This is a genomic window from Cupriavidus sp. PET2-C1 (assembly GCF_054515855.1).
In genome coordinates this window covers 2,517,152-2,533,302 of record NZ_CM137259.1, presented here as the reverse complement: position 1 = coordinate 2,533,302, position 16,151 = coordinate 2,517,152, and the positions used below count along the sequence as shown (strand labels likewise).

Below are 16,151 nucleotides of genomic sequence, written 5' to 3'. Positions count from 1 at the left end.
ATGAGCGTCAGAGTACAGCGAGAGGATTTCGACCTGGGCGCCGAGGTGGCGGCGCTGCGCCGTGATCAGCCAGGCGTGGGCGCGGTGGCCAGCTTTGTTGGCACGGTGCGCGACATGAACGACGGCAGCGCGGTCAGCGCGATGGAGCTGGAACACTATCCCGGCATGACCGAAAAGGCGCTGGCCCGGATCGAAGCGGTGGCGCGGGAGCGCTGGGCGCTGCTTGGCGTCACCATCGTGCACCGCGTTGGCCCCTTGATGCCGCTGGACCAGATCGTGCTGGTGGCGGTGGCCTCCGCTCATCGCGGCAATGCCTTTGCCGCCTGCGAATTCATCATGGATTACCTCAAGTCGGAAGCACCGTTCTGGAAGAAGGAGCAGACGCCGGAGGGCGCGCGCTGGGTCGACGCGCGCGTGACCGACGCGTCCGCGCTGGCGCGATGGGGCATTCGCTCGCTCAATGCCAGCGGCGAGGCGGAGCCGGCGGAACCCTCGGGTCTCAAGCGCTGATGGGCGCGCTTGGTTTTGTGGCGGTCGGGGTCGGGGCCGCGGCGGGGGCTTGGCTGCGCTGGGCGTTCTCTGTGCTGTGGAATGCCGCCAACCCGGCATTGCCCTATGGGACACTGGCGGCCAACCTGGTCGGCGGCTACCTGATCGGGCTGGCGGTGGGATTCTTCGGCGCGCATGTTGAGTTGTCGCCCGAATGGCGCTTGCTGGCGGTGACTGGCTTCCTGGGCGGATTGACCACGTTCTCCACGTTCTCCAGCGAGGTCGTGGGCAACCTGATGGCTGGCGACTATGGCTGGGCAGCGGTGCACCTGCTGGCGCACCTTGGCGGCTCGCTGCTGCTGACCGTGCTGGGCCTGTGGACCTACCGGCTGCTGGCCTGAACGCCCGTTGAATCCAATGAATCCAATGAATCCAGCCACGCAAGCATCTCCGCCAGCGCGGCGTTGAAGGCGGCCGGCCGTTCCATGTGCGGGGCATGGCCGGTGCCGTCGAGGGTGACAAGCCGGGCAGCCGGCTGCAGTGCCAGCGTGGCCTGTCCCACCGCCGGCGCGTAGAGGCGGCTGCGCTCCCCAACCAGATGGAATAAAGGCAGGCGAGCCTGGCGCAATGCCGGGCGGTAATCCTGGCGGGCCATGTCTTCCCACAACGCGGCAAGCGCATCCGGCGCGCACTGGCGCATGATGCGGGCGATGCGGCCTGTCTCGCGCGCATCGGGCTTGCTGCCGGTGGCCCACAAGCCGGCGCGCACCGAATCGATCAGGCGCGGCCAGTCCCGGCGCACATGCGCGGCCATGTGGGCTGCCTGCGCGGTGTCGTAGTGCGCATGCAGGCCATGCGGCCAGTCCGCCGCGCTGGCCAGCCGCGGTGTCATGTCGATGGCGCCGATTGCCGCCAGCGGCAGGGCGGGGTCCCCGCGCATCAATTCCCAGGCCACCATGGCGCCCATCGACCACCCAATCACCACCACGTCCCGCAACCCCAGGTGCCCGATCAACCCGGCGGCATCGGCGGCAAGCTGCGCCAGGCTGGCTTGCCCGGCGTGCGGCAGTGCAGCAGACAAGCCATGCCCCGCATGATCCGGGGCGATGACACGATAGCCGTCACGCGCCAGCGCGCGCTGGCCGTCGAACGCCTCGCCGGATAGCGACCAGCCATGCAGCAATAGCAGTGCCCGGCCAGTGCCGGCCTCCCGCCAGCCGGGCCGCGAACCGCAGGCAGGGTGGCTATCGAAGGCGGGGGCGGGCTCGGCGTTAGTCATCGCGTGCGAAGCATCCAATGGCGAACTTGCAGTCTGGGCATCGGGCCTGGCCACGTGTGTGGCCAAGGCTCCGGGTAAGCCATGTGTTGACATACGGATCGCTAACTTTATATCATGAAACATGAATCAGTTATCATGTTTTGAGGGTCGCCGGAGGAGGCAGTTTCCGCGGTGCAATACCGCTGCCTGACTGCTGTTTTCCGGCCTGACCAGCCACTGCGGAGCCCCGATGTCCCTTACCGAATCCGGCGTAAGCCAGCCCAAGACCGCGCGCGGCCAGAAGACCCGCGAAGCGCTGCTGCGCGCCGCCGAGAAAGTGTTCGGCGAGAAGGGCTACTACGTGGCTTCGATCTCCGAGATCACGCAGGAGGCAGAGGTGGCCATGGGCACCTTTTATCTCTATTTCAAGGACAAGGAAGACATCTTCCGCGCGCTGGTGCAGCACATGCTGGAACTGGTGCGGGCGCACCTGCGCAAGCACGTGGGGCCGGCGCAGACGCAGATCGAGGCCGAGCGGCTCGGGCTCAAGGCTTTCCTGTCCTTTGTCGCGCGCCACAAGAATCTGTACCGCATCGTGCTCGATTCCTACTCGGTTGACGAGACCATCTACAGCAGTTACTTCCAGGTGTTTGCCGACGTCTACAGCCGGCGCCTGGGCAAGGCCGAGGAGCAGGGCGAGATCTCGCCGGGCGACGCTGAAGTGCGGGCGTGGTGCCTGATCGGCATCAGTAATTTCCTGGGCATGCGCTACGCGCTGTGGAAACGGCCGGCGTCGATGGACAAGGTGGTCGATACGGCCTTCGACATGATCTCGCACGGGCTGGCGGCGCGATGAGCGCGTTGGTGCTGGTCGAACGTGTTGGCAGCACGGCCGTGCTCCGGCTCAATCGCGCCGAGCGGCACAACAGCCTGGTGCCGGAACTGCTTGAAGCGCTGCTGGCCGCGCTGGCGCGCACGGAGGCGGACCCGGATGTGCGCGCCGTGGTGCTGAGCCATGCGGGGCGCTCGTTCTCCACGGGCGGCGATGTCGGTGCTTTTGCCGCCTTCGTGCCGCAAAGCGCGGAGTTGGCGCAGTATGCGCAGCGCCTGCTCGGCCTGCTCAATGCAGCCATCCTGCGCCTGGCGGCGCTGCGCTGCCCGGTGATCGCGGCGGTGGAGGGCTGGCTGACGGGGGGCTCGCTGGGTTTGGTGTTGGCCTGCGACATGACGGTGCTGGGCGAGGGCACGCGCATTGCGCCTTACTACACTGTGGTGGGATTCAGCCCGGACGGTGGCTGGACGGCGATGCTGCCGCAACTGATCGGCGCCGCGCGCTCGCGGGCGATCCAGCTTGAGAACACCACGCTGACGGCCAGCCAGGCCGTGGCACTGGGCCTGGCGACGCATCTCGCGCCAGCCCGCGAGGCCGAGGCGATGGCGCTGTCGCTGGCGGCCGGCCTGAAGGACAAGGTGCCCGGCAGCGTGGCGCATACGCGCGCGCTGCTGCGCTGGGATGCCGATGCGCTGGCCGCTGGGCTTGAGCGCGAGCGCGTGGCGTTCGTGGCGCAGGTAACGAGCGCCGAGGCGGCGGCAGGCATGCGCCGCTTCCTTGGCGATGGGCCAGGCTAAGGCTGCAAACGGAAAGGCAGGACGGCAGGAAGGAGCGCAGGAAAGAGCGCAGGAAAGAGTACAGGAAAGCGAAGCAGCAACAAGCAGGCAGGATCTGCACTTGCAACGACAAGCGACACCCTTAGAGGAGACAAGAATGCAATTCAAGCACCAAGCCGCTGGCGTCATCGCACTGGCCAGCCTGCTGGCCGCCGGCGGCGCCCTTGCCAAGGATATCCGCATCGCCCACGTCTACGACAAGACCGGGGCGCTCGAGGCCTACGCCAAGCAGACCCAGACCGGGCTGATGATGGGGCTGGATTACGCCACCAACGGCACCATGATGGTCAACGGCAACAAGCTGGTGGTGATGGAGAAGGACACCCAAGGCAAGCCCGACGTGGCCAAGGCCCAGCTTGCCGCGGCGTATAGCGACGATCGCGCGGACATCGCCGTGGGGCCGACGTCCTCCGGCACGGCGCTGGCGATGCTGCCGGTGGCCGAGGAGTACAAGAAGATCCTGCTGGTCGAGCCCGCCGTGGCGGATTCCATCACCGGCGAGAAGTGGAACCGCTATATCTTCCGCACGGGCCGCAATTCGTCGCAGGATGCCATCTCCAACGCCGTGGCGCTGGACAAGCCCGGCGTGCAGATCGCCACCCTGGCGCAGGACTACGCCTTCGGCCGTGACGGCGTGAAGGCCTTCAAGGGCGCGCTCAAGAACGCCAAGATCGTCCACGAGGAATACCTGCCGACCAACACGACGGACTTTACCGCCGGGGCGCAGCGCTTGTTTGATTCGCTCAAGGACAAGCCGGGCCGCAAGATCATCTTCATCATCTGGGCGGGCGCCGGCAACCCGTTCAAGATTGCCGACCTCGATCCCAAGCGCTATGGCATTGAGATCGCCACCGGCGGCAATATCCTGCCCGCCATGAGCAACTACAAGAACTTCCCCGGCATGGAAGGCGCGACGTATTACTACTTCGGCATTCCCAAGAACAAGGCCAACGAGTGGCTGGTGTCCAACCACTACACCAAGTTCAAGTCGCCACCCGATTTCTTCACCGCCGGCGGCATGACGGCTGGCATCGCGCTGGTCGAGGCGCTCAAGAAGACCAATGGCGACACCAGCACCGAGAAGCTGATCGGCGCGATGGAGGGCATGTCGTTCGAGACGCCCAAGGGCAAGATGACCTTCCGCAAGGAAGACCACCAGGCGCTGCAGTCGATGTACCACTTCAAGATCAAGGTCGATCCCGCGTTCGCCTGGGGGGTGCCCGAGCTGGTCCGCGAGATCAAGCCGGAAGAAATGAACGTGCCGATCCGCAACAAGCGGTGATGACAGTGGGCGCCGCTTCCATCGATACAACGGCAGCGCTCTCGCGGGCGGTGGCGGGGCCGCCCGCGCTCGAGACGCGGGATCTCACCATCCGCTTTGGCGGCCACGTGGCGGTCAACGCGGTGTCCTGCGCGTTTCATCCTGGCGAGCTGACCTGCATCGTCGGCCCCAACGGGGCCGGCAAGACCACGTACTTCAACCTGATCTCGGGCCAGTTGCCGCCCAGCGCCGGGCAGATCCTGCTCGGCGGCGAGGACGTGACGCGCCTGCCGGTGCCGCACAAGGCGCTGCGCGGCATTGGCCGCGCCTTCCAGCTCACCAGCCTGTTTCCCAATCTGTCAGTGTTCGAGAACGTGCGCCTGGCGGTGCAGTCGCGCCGGCGCATCGGGCTGGATCTGTGGAGCGTGTGGAGCGCAAACCGCGCGGTCCGCGAGCAGGCCGAGGACTGTCTCGAACGGGTGGCCCTGGCCGACAAGCGCCACCTGCCGGTGGCCTCTCTGCCGCACGGCGACCAGCGCAAGCTGGAGGTGGGCATCCTGCTGGCGCTGCAGCCGCGCATCTTCATGTTCGACGAGCCGACCGCCGGCATGAGCGTGGACGAGGTGCCGGTGATCCTGGGCCTGATCCAGGAGATCAAGCGCGACAAGAGCAAGACGGTGCTGCTGGTGGAGCACAAGATGGATGTGGTGCGCTCGCTGGCCGACCGCATCATCGTGCTGCATAACGGCAACCTGATGGCCGACGGCGATCCGGCCGAGGTGATCGCCTCGCCGATCGTGCAGCAGGCGTACCTGGGAATCGCTGCCGGCGACGAAAGCGCGCAGCAGGAGGGCAGTCATGGCTGAAGCACCGGCAGCACCCGCAGCACCCGCAGCAGCCATCCTGAGCCTGGATGGCGTGCAGACGCATATCGGGCCGTATCACATCCTGCACGGCGTGAGCTTTGCCGTGCCGCGCGGCGGCGTGACCATGCTGCTGGGGCGCAACGGCGCGGGCAAGACCACCACGCTGCGCACCATCATGAACCTGTGGCTGGCTAGCGAAGGGCGGATCGTGTTCGACGGGGCCGACATCACGCGCCGCGGCACGCCCGCCATCGCGCAGGCCGGCATCGCCTATGTGCCGGAGAACATGAGCGTGTTCTCCGAGCTGACGGTGGCCGAGAACATGCGGCTGGCCGCGCGCAGCGGCGCGATCGACGGGCAGCGGCTTGACTGGGTATTCCGCATGTTTCCCGCGCTGAAGATCTTCTGGCACCAGCGCGCCGGCGTGCTGTCCGGCGGGCAGAAGCAGATGCTGTCGGTGGCGCGCGCCATCATCGAGCCGCGCAAGCTGTTGATCGTGGACGAGCCGACCAAGGGCCTGGCGCCTGCCATCATCCAGAACATGATCACGGTGTTCCGCGAGCTCAAGCAGACGGACGTATCGATCCTGCTGGTGGAGCAGAACTTCCACATGGCAAAGTCGGTGGGGGACACCGTTGCCGTGATGGATGACGGGCGCGTGGTGCATACGGGCACGATGGCAGCGCTGGCGGGGGACGAAAGCCTGCAGCAGCGGCTGCTCGGCTTGTCGCTGGCGGCGCACCAGTAGCGCGTCATCGGTGCGCATCGATAGCGGCCAGCAAGACAAGACACATAACAAGATATCGTCAGGACCGAGACAATGGCGAGTACAAGCTCCTTACCCACCACCCCGGCAACGCCGGCTGATCTGCCCAAGGTCCGGCTCGACTGGACCCCGCTGGCGCTGGCGCCGCTGCTGATGCTGCTGGCCTATCCCTTGATCGGCAGCGGTTCGACCTGGCTTACGCTGACCATCGCCGGCCTTGCCATGGGCATGATCGTGTTCGTGGTGTCGTCGGGCCTGACGCTGGTGTTTGGGCTGATGGACGTGCTCAACTTTGGGCACGGCGCGTTTATCGCGCTGGGGGCCTATGTGGCAGCATCCGTGCTGCTGCCGCTGGGCGCCTGGGTCGAGGCAGACAGCCTGTGGCTCAACCTGGCGGTGTTTGGCCTGGCCATCCTGGCGGCGATGGCGGCGGCGGGCGCCATCGGCTTGCTGTTCGAGCGCATCGTGGTGCGCCCGGTCTACGGCCAGCACCTCAAGCAGATCCTGATCACCATGGGCGGCATGATCGTGGCCGAGCAGCTGATCAAGGCGATCTGGGGTGCCGAGACCATCGCGCTGCAGGTGCCCACCACCTTCCGCGGCGCGGTGCTGCTGGGCGACGCGGCCATCGAGAAGTACCGGCTCATCGCCGTGGTGCTCGGGCTGGTGATCTTTATCTCCATGGTGCTGGTGCTTAACCGCACGCGCATCGGCCTGCTGATCCGCGCCGGGGTGGAGAACCGCGAGATGGTGGAGTCGCTCGGCTACCGCATCCGGCTCTTGTTCATCGGCGTGTTCGTGGTGGGGGCAGGGCTGGCCGGCATGGGCGGCGTGCTGTGGGGGCTGTACCAGCAGAACATTACCGCGTCCATCGGTGCCCAGGTCAATGTGCTGATCTTTATCGTGATCATCATCGGCGGGCTTGGCTCCACCACCGGCTGCTTTGTCGGCGCCTTGCTGGTGGGCCTGATGGCCAACTACACCGGCTTCCTGTTTCCCAAGGTGGCACTGTTCTCGAACATCCTGCTGATGGTGATGATCCTGCTGTGGCGTCCGCAGGGCCTTTACCCGGTAGCCAAGCGCTGAGCGCCCAGGAAAATACCATGACCCGACTGCTTTCCGGCGACCTGCCACGAAGCCGCGTGCTGACCGTGATCCTGGTGGCCATGCTGCTGGCGCTGGCGTGCGCGCCTTTCCTGTTTCCCGGTGCGCGCGCGCTCAATATGGCGGCCAAGATCTGCATCTTCGTGGTGCTGGTGGCCAGCTACGACCTGCTGCTCGGCTATACCGGCATCGTCTCCTTTGCCCACACCATGTTCTTCGGCATTGGCGGCTATGGCGTGGCGATCGCCATGTCGCGGCTGGAGCCGGGGTGGGGCGCGCTGGCGCTCGGCACGCTGGGCGCGCTGCTGGTGTCGATGCTGCTGGCCTTCCTGATCGGGCTGTTCTCGCTGCGGGTCAGGGCGATCTTCTTTGCCATGATCACGCTGGCGGTGGCCACCGCCTTTGCCACGTTGGTGTCGCAGCTCTCCGAGTGGACCGGCGGCGAGGATGGCATCAGCTTCAAGGTGCCGGAGGTGTTCACGCCGGGCTTTTCGCTGGGCGACGCCGAGTGGCTTGGCGTGCCGCTCAACGGCAAGCTGTTTTCGTATTACTTCGTGTTCGCCAGCGCGCTGGTGCTGTTCCTGCTGCTGCTGCGCGTGGTGAACTCGCCGTTCGGCCGGGTGCTGCAGGCGATCCGCGAGAACGATTTCCGGGCCGAGGCCATCGGCTACCGCACTGTGGTGTACCGTACCGTGTCCACCGTGCTGTCGGCCGGGTTTGCCACGCTGGCCGGGGTGCTGATGGCGCTCTGGCTGCGCTACAACGGCCCGGACACGTCATTGTCCTTCGAGATCATGGTCGACATCCTGCTGATCGTGGTGATCGGCGGCATGGGCACGCTGTATGGCGCGCTGATCGGCACCACGCTGTTCCTGGTGGCGCAGACCTACCTGCAGGACGTGATGAAGCTGGCGAGCGATGCCACCGCGGCGATCCCGCTGCTGTCGGGGCTGCTGCATCCGGACCGCTGGCTGCTGTGGCTCGGCCTGCTGTTCATCCTCAGCGTGTATTACTTCCCGCAAGGCATTGTCGGGCGGCTGCGCGGCGACCGCGCCGAGCACGAGGTGGCGTCGTAGACCTGCATGCGATACAAAGCTAGCAAGATAACAAGAACATCCACAAGCGGAGATTCCAGGCCATGTACGTAGTCGACTGGCTGCACAAGAATGCCCTCCATATGCCGGACAAAGTCGCGCTGGTCGACGTGGAGAGCGGCCGCACGGTGACCTACCGGCAATTCGACGAGCGCGCCAGCCGCTTCGCGGAATACCTGGGCGAGCGCCTGCGGCTGGCGCCCGGGGCCCGCGTGGCCGTGCTGGCCCACAACAGCTCGGACTATTTCGAGATGCTCTATGGCTGTGCCAAGGCCGGCATGGTGATGGTCTGCCTGAACTGGCGGCTGGCGGCGGCGGAGCTGCTGCCGATCCTGCGCGACTGCTCGCCCGACGTGCTGGTGGCCGGCGACGGCTTTCTCGCCGCCGCTGCCGCGCTTGCCGACGCCTTGCCGCTGCGCGCGGTATTGCACCTGGCCGACGACGAGAGCGCGGACGTGCCGGGCGGCTGGACCGAGTATGAGGCGATGCTGGCGGGTAGTTCCGGGCGCGTCATCGAGATGCCGTGCCGCGACGAGCACGAGGTCTGGCACCTGCTTTACACCTCGGGCACCACGGGACAGCCCAAGGGCGTGATCCAGACCTACGGCATGGTGTTCTTCAATGCCGTCAACGCCATGCTGGCCAACAAGATCACGCGCGACGACGTGTTCCTGAACGTGCTGCCGTTCTTCCATACCGGCGGGCTGAACCTGTACGCCAATCCCGTGCTGCATGCCGGCGGCACCGTGCACATCATGCGGCAGTTCGACGCCGAGGTGACGCTGCGCAAGCTCGATGCCAGTGCCGGGGAGGGCATCACCATGTTCTTCGCCGTGCCCGCGGTCTACCTGTTCCTGAGCCAGCATGCCGGCTTCGCGGCGGCGGACTTTTCCCGTGTGCGCAATATGGCCGCGGGCGGTTCCGCGGTGCCGCGGCCGCTGCTGGAGGCCTACCTGGCCAAGGGCGTGACGATCTGCTTCGGCTTTGGCATGACCGAGACCGGGCCAACCGTGTTCGTGTGCGACGAAGCCACGGCGCGCCGCAAGATCGGCACCATCGGCAAGCCGGTCGGCTCCATGCTGACGCGGGTGGTGGATCCGCAGGGCCGCGACGTGGCGCCCGGCGAGCGCGGCGAGCTGCTGATCAAGGGGCCCGGCGTCACGCCCGGCTACTGGAACCTGCCCGAGGCCACCGGCGCTGCCATCCGTGGCGGCTGGCTGCACTCGGGCGATATCGCTTACATGGATGAGGAGGGCGACTACTACATCGTCGACCGCGCCAAGGACATGTATATCTCCGGCGGTGAGAACGTCTACCCGGCCGAAGTGGAGAATGTGCTGTTTCAGCTTGCTGCCGTATCCGAGGCCGCCGTCATCGGCGTGCCCGATGCGCGCTGGGGCGAGGTCGGCATGGCGCTGGTGGTGGCAAAGCCCGGCATGGCGCTCGATGCCGAAGGCGTGCTCGCGCATTGCCGCGCCGCGCTGGCAAGCTACAAGGTGCCGCGCCACGTGCGGATGATCGAGGCGCTGCCGCGCACGCCGTCGGGCAAGGTGGAAAAGCACAAGCTGCGCGCGCGCTTCCAGCCGCAGTGAGGGCGGCGCGCAGTGTGAAGTCATGCAGTGGCTGTCTCGTGAAAATCTTGTTTCTGCCGTTTCTGTATTGCGTTCCGATCGATCCAGCATGCCGGGCCGGCATGCAATAAGGGAGCACAACATGTTGCGCGGACTTGCAGGGCATAGCGATTTGACCAGATACGGCGCGCGCCTGGCGCTGGCAGGAGCAGCGGGCCTGTTGCTGGCGGCGTGCGGCTCGGGCGATCACAACACCAGCAGCAGCACCAATCCGAATACCAAGCCGGCCAATATCGGCACGGTCACGATCAAGACCTACGACGGCAACACGGACGACCTGCTCACCGCTGGCCTCGGCAAGGATGGCCTGGGCTCCGCCACCGCGCCGTTGCCGCTGAATCCGGCCGCGCCCACGGCGGCCGAGCTGCGCCGCTACGCCATCTACACCAACTACCGCGCGCTGGTGGACACCACGGCGGGCGGTGGCTATGGCTCGCTGTATGGCCCCAATGTGGACGCGCAAGGCAACATCACGACGGGGCAGGGCAAGGTCGCCGGGCGCGAGTACCTGGCCTTCTCCGACGATGGCAGCGGCCAGCAGAACGTAACCATGCTGGTGCAGATTCCCGACAGCTTCAATGTGGCCAAGCCGTGCCTGATCACTGCCACGTCGTCCGGCTCGCGCGGCGCCTATGGCGCGATCTCCACCGGCGAGTGGGCACTCAAGCGCGGCTGCGCCGTTGCCTACACGGACAAAGGCACCGGCGCCGCGCCGCACGACCTGGACACCGACACCGTTGCGCTGATCGACGGCACGCGCGCCAGCCGCGCCGCGGCCGGCGCCAACGCGCAGTTTGCCGCGCCATTTCCCAACACCAGCCTGGCCGCGTTCAATGCGCTGGCGCCGCACCGCTTGGCGTTCAAGCACGCGCACTCGCAGCGCAACCCCGAGAAGGACTGGGGCACGTTCACGCTGCAGGCCGCCAGTTTCGCCATCTGGGCCATCAACGACCGCTTTGGCAACGTGGCCCCGGATGGCACGCGCCAGCTCAGCCTGGGCCCGGACAAGGTCGTGGTGATCGCGTCCAGCGTGTCCAACGGCGGCGGCGCGGCGATTGCCGCGGCGGAGCAGGACACCCAGGGCCTGATCGACGGCGTGGCGGTGGGCGAGCCGAACCTCAACCTGCCCAGCAACACGGGCGTCACCGTCACCCGTGGCGGCGTGCCGGTCAGCCTGTCCGGGCGCCCGCTGTATGACTACACCACCACGGCCAACCTGCTGCAGCTGTGCACCTCGCAGGCGGCCGCGCTGGTGAATGCGCCGGGTGTGGCGCTGTACGCGCTGCCCACCGTCGGGCTGGCGCAGCCGGCGCTCAACCGCTGCCAGTCGCTGGCCAACGCGGGCCTGGTGACCGGGCCGGATGCCGCCAGCCAGGCCGCCAGCGCGTTGCAGGCGCTGCACGCCTTTGGCTGGGAGCCCGAGTCCGATGCGCTCCATCCGTCGCTGGCCCTGTTCGAGGTGGCCAATGCGGTCTCGGTGACCTTTGCCAACGCGCTCGCGCGGGCCGGCGTGGCGGATCGCTTGTGCGGCTTCAGCTTTGCCGCGACCGGCACGGCAGTCCTGACCCCGGCGGCGATTGCGCCGGCTACGCTCAATGTGCTGTACGCGACTGGCAATGGCGTGCCGCCGGCGGCCGGTGTGCAGCTGATCAACGACAACAATCCCGGTGGCCCGCTGCGCGACATCTATTCCCAGTCGCCGGGCAGCAATGTGGCCGACGCCAACCTTGACGGCGCGCGCTGCCTGCGCGGGCTGCTCACCGGCACCGGCGCGCAGGCCCAGGCGCTGCAGGCGGGCCTGGCCCAGACCCTGCGCTCGGGCAACCTGCACGGCAAGCCGGCCATCATCGTGCATGGGCGCAGCGATGCGCTGCTGCCGGTCAACCATACGTCGCGGCCGTATCTCGGCTACAACCGGCTCCAGGAGGGCAGCGCCAGCAAGCTGTCCTATATGGAAGTCACCAATGGCCAGCATTTCGATAGTTTCATCGGCGCGGTAGCGGGCTACGACAACCGCTTCATCCCGCTCCACGTCTACCTGAACCGGGCGCTCGACGCGGTCTACGACAACCTCGCCAACGGCCGCGCGCTGCCACCCTCGCAGGTGGTGCGCACGGTCGCGCGCGGCGGCACCGCGTCGCCGGCACCCACCATCTTGCCCACCAATCTGCCGCCGTTTGCCGCAACGCCCGCCGATGCGGACCGGATCACGGTCAACGGCAGCACCGTAGAGGTACCCAACTGATGAAGGCATCCCGCCCACGCGTTCTGACGCAAGAAGACTTCGACCGTTTCGCCTCGCTCTCGCGCGATGACAACCCCATCCACTGCGATCCGGCGTTCGCCCGCACGACGCATTTCGGCGCCACGGTCGCGCATGGCATGTTCCTGTTCTCGCTGCTGTGCGCGCAGATGCAGCGCAGCAACCCCCGGCCGGTGCTGCCCATCGCGCAAACGCTGATGTTCCCGCGTCCCACCTTTGTCGGCGATGGTGTGGCCGCCGTGCTGGTGTTGAATGAAACGCCCGGGCGGGACCGGATCGCGCTGGACACTTCGGTCCGCTGCGTGCAGCGCGGGCGCAATCGCACGCCCGTCACCGATGAGCAGATTACGGCACATGGCGACGCGGTGCTGCTGGTCGATGCCAGCGCGGAATCGCTGGCCGAGGCCCAGCGCCAGGATGCCGACGAAGCTGGGCAATCCGCCGGGCACCGTGTGGTGCAGCCCGCCGGCGACCGTACGCTCTATCACCTGAGCGTGGGCCAGGAGGCTTCGGCGGTACGCAGCTTCAGTGCGGGCGATATCGATGAATACGTGGCGTTGACCGACGATGGCAATGCCTTTTATACCGACCCGGTGTTCGCCCACAGCCGCGGCTTCGAGGGCACCATCGTGCCGCTGCCGTTGCTGGCCGGTATGTTCTCGGATCTGCTGGGCACGCGCTTGCCGGGCCGCGGCACTGGCTGGATGAAGCAGTCGCTGCGGCTGCGCTCGCCCGCGCGGCTGGGCGAGCTGCTGACCGCATCGGTGCGCATCGTGCGCCTGCGCAGCGACAAGGACCTGGTCAACCTGGCCACGGTGGTCACCGGCGACGATGGCCGCGTGGTGCTGGCCGGGGAGGCGCTGGTGCTGGTGCGCAACCTGGAAGACAAGCGGTCGCTGGCGGCCGCCTGAGGCCGCGTGGCGGCCAAGGCGCAACGTATTTCCTGCGCCACATCAAGGGCCGTGCAGTCAGGCCTTGAAATGCACGCGCAAAGCCTTATCTTTCGATCAGACACCAGTGTCCGGCCCGCGTGGCGGGATCGGCAGGCCGGGGCGCAAGCACCCTGCCTACCGCATCGGGCACTCATCCGAAAAAGAGGGCTCCTATATGCGACTTGACAAACTGACTACCCGATTCCAGGAAGCGCTGGCCGATGCCCAGAGCCTGGCGATCGGCAACGACAACCAATACATCGACCCGCTGCACGTGCTGCGCGCCTTGCTGGCGCAGAACGACGGCGCCGCCCGCGCGCTGCTGGCGCGTGCCGGCGTCAACGTCGGCGGCCTGACCACCGCGCTGGATGCTGCCATCAAGCGCCTGCCGCAGGTGCAGGGCACCAGCGAGGTCCAGGTCGGGCGCGAACTCAGCGCGCTGTTCAACGCCACCGAGAAAGAGGCCATCAAGCGCGGCGACCAGTTCATCGCCAGCGAGCTGTTCCTGCTCGCGGTGGCCGATGACAAGGGCGAGGCCGGCCGCATCGCGCGTGAAAACGGCCTCTCGCGCAAATCGCTCGAGACCGCCATCGAAGCCGTGCGCGGTGGCGATTCGGTCAACAGCGCCGATGCCGAAACCCAGCGCGAAGCGCTGAAGAAGTACACCGTGGACCTCACCGAGCGCGCCCGCATCGGCAAGCTCGACCCGGTGATCGGCCGTGACGACGAAATCCGCCGCACCATCCAGATCCTGCAGCGCCGCACCAAGAACAATCCCGTGCTGATCGGCGAGCCGGGCGTGGGCAAGACCGCCATCGTGGAAGGCCTGGCCCAGCGCATCGTCAACGGCGAAGTGCCGGAAAGCCTCAAGAGCAAGCGCGTGCTGGTGCTCGACATGGCGGGGCTGCTGGCCGGCGCCAAGTACCGCGGCGAGTTCGAGGAACGCCTCAAGGCCGTGCTGTCGGACATCGCCAAGGACGAAGGGCAGACCATCGTCTTTATCGATGAGCTACACACCATGGTCGGCGCCGGCAAGGCCGAGGGCGCCATCGACGCCGGCAACATGCTCAAGCCGGCTCTCGCGCGCGGTGAGCTGCATTGCATCGGCGCCACCACGCTGGACGAGTACCGCAAGTACATCGAGAAGGACGCCGCGCTGGAGCGCCGCTTCCAGAAGGTGCTGGTCGACGAACCCAGCGTGGAGGCCACCATCGCCATCCTGCGCGGCTTGCAAGAGAAGTACGAGCTGCACCACGGCGTGGAAATCACCGACCCGGCCATCGTCGCGGCGGCGGAGCTGTCGCATCGCTATATCACCGACCGCTTCCTGCCCGACAAGGCCATCGACCTGATCGACGAAGCCGGTGCGCGCATCAAGATGGAAATCGACTCCAAGCCGGAGGTGATGGACAAGCTCGAGCGCCGCACCATCCAGCTCAAGATCGAGCGCGAGGCCGTCAAGCGGGAAACCGATGAGGCGTCGAAGAAGCGGCTCGAACTGATCGAGCAGGAAATCGGCCGCCTGGAGAAGGAATACGCCGACCTCGAAGAGATCTGGAAGGCCGAGAAGGGTGCCGCCCAGGGCGCGGCCGCGCTCAAGGAGGAGATCGACAAGATCCGCCTGGAGATCACGCGCCTGCAGCGCGAAGGCAAGCTCGACAAAGTGGCTGAGCTGCAGTACGGCAAGCTGCCTGAACTGGAAGGCAAGCTCAAGGCCGCCACGGTTGCCGAAGCCAGCGAGCAGAAGCAGCCCAACAAGCTGCTGCGCACGCAGGTGGGCGCCGAGGAGATCGCCGAAGTGGTAAGCCGCGCGACCGGCATCCCGGTGTCCCGGATGATGCAGGGCGAGCGCGAGAAGCTGATCCAGATGGAGGACTACCTGCACCGCCGCGTAGTGGGCCAGGACGAGGCCGTGCGCCTGGTGTCGGACGCCATCCGGCGCTCGCGTGCCGGCCTGTCGGACGAGAACAAGCCCTACGGCTCGTTCCTGTTCCTCGGCCCCACCGGCGTGGGCAAGACCGAGCTGTGCAAGGCGCTGGCCGAGTTCCTGTTCGATTCGCAGGACCACCTGATCCGCATCGACATGAGCGAGTTCATGGAGAAGCACAGCGTGAGCCGGCTGATCGGCGCGCCGCCGGGATACGTGGGCTATGAAGAGGGCGGTTACCTGACCGAGGCCGTGCGCCGCAAGCCGTACAGCGTGATCCTGCTCGACGAAGTCGAGAAGGCCCACCCGGACGTCTTCAACGTGCTGCTGCAAGTGCTGGACGATGGCCGCCTGACCGACGGCCAGGGCCGCACGGTGGACTTCAAGAACACGGTGATCGTGATGACCTCGAACCTGGGCTCGCACATCATCCAGGCGATGGCCGGCGAGCCGCACGAAGCGGTCAAGGGCGCGGTATGGCAGGAAGTGAAGACGCATTTCCGGCCCGAGTTCCTGAACCGTATCGACGAGGTGGTGGTGTTCCATTCGCTCGACCAGCAGCATATCGAGTCGATCGCCCGCATCCAGCTGGAGCGGTTGACGGCACGGCTGGCGCGCATGGACATGACGCTGGAGGTGAGCGAGGCAGCGCTCGCCAAGATCGCCAGTGCTGGCTACGATCCGGTGTTCGGGGCGCGTCCGCTCAAGCGCGCGATCCAGCAACAGATCGAGAACCCAGTGGCGCGCCTCATCCTCGAAGGCAAGTTCGCCGCCAAGGATGTGGTGCCGGTGGATTACCACGATGGGGAGTACACCTTCGGCCCGAAAGGCCACTGAGGCACGGCATCACGCCAAAACGGAAAACCGCCCCTTTGCCGGGGCGGTTTTTCTT

General features: G+C 66.7%; 14 protein-coding genes. 13 read left to right on the top strand and 1 reads right to left on the bottom strand.

From position 1 onward, the window contains the following. Both moaE and crcB read left to right on the top strand, forming a co-directional pair. Positions 1–510, top strand: a complete 510-nt coding sequence (moaE, locus tag ACX12D_RS11440; protein WP_459371237.1) for a molybdopterin synthase catalytic subunit MoaE — start codon at positions 1–3, stop codon at positions 508–510. Continuing rightward, a complete protein-coding gene (gene crcB / locus ACX12D_RS11435) occupies positions 510–890 on the top strand; it encodes a fluoride efflux transporter CrcB (protein WP_459371236.1) in 381 nt (126 codons plus the stop codon). Before moaE ends, crcB begins: the two co-directional genes overlap by 1 nt. Here crcB and ACX12D_RS11430 read toward each other — a convergent pair. Beyond that, entirely contained in the window at positions 872–1,768 is an 897-nt protein-coding gene (locus ACX12D_RS11430) for an alpha/beta fold hydrolase (protein WP_459371235.1), read from the bottom strand. The genes crcB and ACX12D_RS11430 overlap by 19 nt on opposite strands. A 229-nt stretch (positions 1,769–1,997) precedes the next feature. Here ACX12D_RS11430 and ACX12D_RS11425 point away from each other — a divergent pair, with 229 nt between their 5' ends. From ACX12D_RS11425 to clpB, 11 genes are all read left to right on the top strand, one after another. Then, positions 1,998–2,603 carry a TetR/AcrR family transcriptional regulator gene (locus ACX12D_RS11425; protein WP_441630094.1) on the top strand — a complete coding sequence of 202 codons (606 nt, stop codon included), beginning with the start codon at positions 1,998–2,000 and terminating at the stop codon, positions 2,601–2,603. Further along, positions 2,600–3,376 carry an enoyl-CoA hydratase/isomerase family protein gene (locus ACX12D_RS11420; protein ID WP_441630096.1) on the top strand — a complete coding sequence of 259 codons (777 nt, stop codon included), beginning with the start codon at positions 2,600–2,602 and terminating at the stop codon, positions 3,374–3,376. Before ACX12D_RS11425 ends, ACX12D_RS11420 begins: the two co-directional genes overlap by 4 nt. 136 nt (positions 3,377–3,512) lie before the next feature. Further along, positions 3,513–4,697 carry a substrate-binding domain-containing protein gene (locus ACX12D_RS11415; protein ID WP_459371234.1) on the top strand — a complete coding sequence of 395 codons (1,185 nt, stop codon included), beginning with the start codon at positions 3,513–3,515 and terminating at the stop codon, positions 4,695–4,697. Beyond that, on the top strand, positions 4,697–5,542 hold the full coding sequence (locus ACX12D_RS11410) for an ABC transporter ATP-binding protein (RefSeq protein ID WP_082054893.1): 846 nt from the start codon (positions 4,697–4,699) through the stop codon (positions 5,540–5,542). The genes ACX12D_RS11415 and ACX12D_RS11410 overlap by 1 nt, the downstream gene beginning before the upstream one ends. After that, positions 5,535–6,290, top strand: coding sequence for an ABC transporter ATP-binding protein (locus ACX12D_RS11405; RefSeq protein WP_459371233.1), 756 nt, complete (start codon positions 5,535–5,537; stop codon positions 6,288–6,290). Before ACX12D_RS11410 ends, ACX12D_RS11405 begins: the two co-directional genes overlap by 8 nt. A gap of 72 nt (positions 6,291–6,362) precedes the next feature. Further along, a complete protein-coding gene (locus ACX12D_RS11400; RefSeq protein ID WP_441630102.1) occupies positions 6,363–7,394 on the top strand; it encodes a branched-chain amino acid ABC transporter permease in 1,032 nt (343 codons plus the stop codon). 17 nt (positions 7,395–7,411) lie between these two features. Then, positions 7,412–8,488: a branched-chain amino acid ABC transporter permease gene (locus tag ACX12D_RS11395; protein WP_043347191.1), complete on the top strand. Its 1,077-nt coding sequence runs from the start codon at positions 7,412–7,414 to the stop codon at positions 8,486–8,488. A gap of 62 nt (positions 8,489–8,550) precedes the next feature. Further along, a complete protein-coding gene (locus ACX12D_RS11390) occupies positions 8,551–10,098 on the top strand; it encodes an acyl-CoA synthetase (RefSeq protein WP_459371232.1) in 1,548 nt (515 codons plus the stop codon). Between the two features lie 121 nt (positions 10,099–10,219). Beyond that, on the top strand, positions 10,220–12,382 hold the full coding sequence (locus ACX12D_RS11385; protein WP_459371231.1) for a D-(-)-3-hydroxybutyrate oligomer hydrolase: 2,163 nt from the start codon (positions 10,220–10,222) through the stop codon (positions 12,380–12,382). Further along, a complete protein-coding gene (locus ACX12D_RS11380; RefSeq protein ID WP_459371230.1) occupies positions 12,382–13,311 on the top strand; it encodes a MaoC/PaaZ C-terminal domain-containing protein in 930 nt (309 codons plus the stop codon). Before ACX12D_RS11385 ends, ACX12D_RS11380 begins: the two co-directional genes overlap by 1 nt. Positions 13,312–13,507: 196 nt before the next feature. After that, the gene (gene clpB, locus ACX12D_RS11375) at positions 13,508–16,096 is read left to right on the top strand and encodes an ATP-dependent chaperone ClpB (RefSeq protein ID WP_459371229.1); all 2,589 of its coding nucleotides are present in this window, start codon (positions 13,508–13,510) and stop codon (positions 16,094–16,096) included. The last annotated feature ends 55 nt before the right edge of the window (positions 16,097–16,151 follow it).

Excerpts from the sequence above, each read along its gene's own strand:
- ACX12D_RS11425 (WP_441630094.1), top strand. The coding sequence starts at position 1,998 with ATGTCCCTTACCGAATCCGGCGTAAGCCAGCCCAAGACCGCGCGCGGC.
- ACX12D_RS11405 (WP_459371233.1), top strand. The coding sequence starts at position 5,535 with ATGGCTGAAGCACCGGCAGCACCCGCAGCACCCGCAGCAGCCATCCTG.
- ACX12D_RS11395 (WP_043347191.1), top strand. The coding sequence starts at position 7,412 with ATGACCCGACTGCTTTCCGGCGACCTGCCACGAAGCCGCGTGCTGACC.
- ACX12D_RS11400 (WP_441630102.1), top strand. The coding sequence starts at position 6,363 with ATGGCGAGTACAAGCTCCTTACCCACCACCCCGGCAACGCCGGCTGAT.
- ACX12D_RS11415 (WP_459371234.1), top strand. The coding sequence starts at position 3,513 with ATGCAATTCAAGCACCAAGCCGCTGGCGTCATCGCACTGGCCAGCCTG.
- ACX12D_RS11390 (WP_459371232.1), top strand. The coding sequence starts at position 8,551 with ATGTACGTAGTCGACTGGCTGCACAAGAATGCCCTCCATATGCCGGAC.
- ACX12D_RS11385 (WP_459371231.1), top strand. The coding sequence starts at position 10,220 with ATGTTGCGCGGACTTGCAGGGCATAGCGATTTGACCAGATACGGCGCG.
- crcB (WP_459371236.1), top strand. The coding sequence starts at position 510 with ATGGGCGCGCTTGGTTTTGTGGCGGTCGGGGTCGGGGCCGCGGCGGGG.
- ACX12D_RS11410 (WP_082054893.1), top strand. The coding sequence starts at position 4,697 with ATGACAGTGGGCGCCGCTTCCATCGATACAACGGCAGCGCTCTCGCGG.
- clpB (WP_459371229.1), top strand. The coding sequence starts at position 13,508 with ATGCGACTTGACAAACTGACTACCCGATTCCAGGAAGCGCTGGCCGAT.
- ACX12D_RS11420 (WP_441630096.1), top strand. The coding sequence starts at position 2,600 with ATGAGCGCGTTGGTGCTGGTCGAACGTGTTGGCAGCACGGCCGTGCTC.
- ACX12D_RS11430 (WP_459371235.1), bottom strand. The coding sequence starts at position 1,768 with ATGACTAACGCCGAGCCCGCCCCCGCCTTCGATAGCCACCCTGCCTGC.
- ACX12D_RS11380 (WP_459371230.1), top strand. The coding sequence starts at position 12,382 with ATGAAGGCATCCCGCCCACGCGTTCTGACGCAAGAAGACTTCGACCGT.
- moaE (WP_459371237.1), top strand. The coding sequence starts at position 1 with ATGAGCGTCAGAGTACAGCGAGAGGATTTCGACCTGGGCGCCGAGGTG.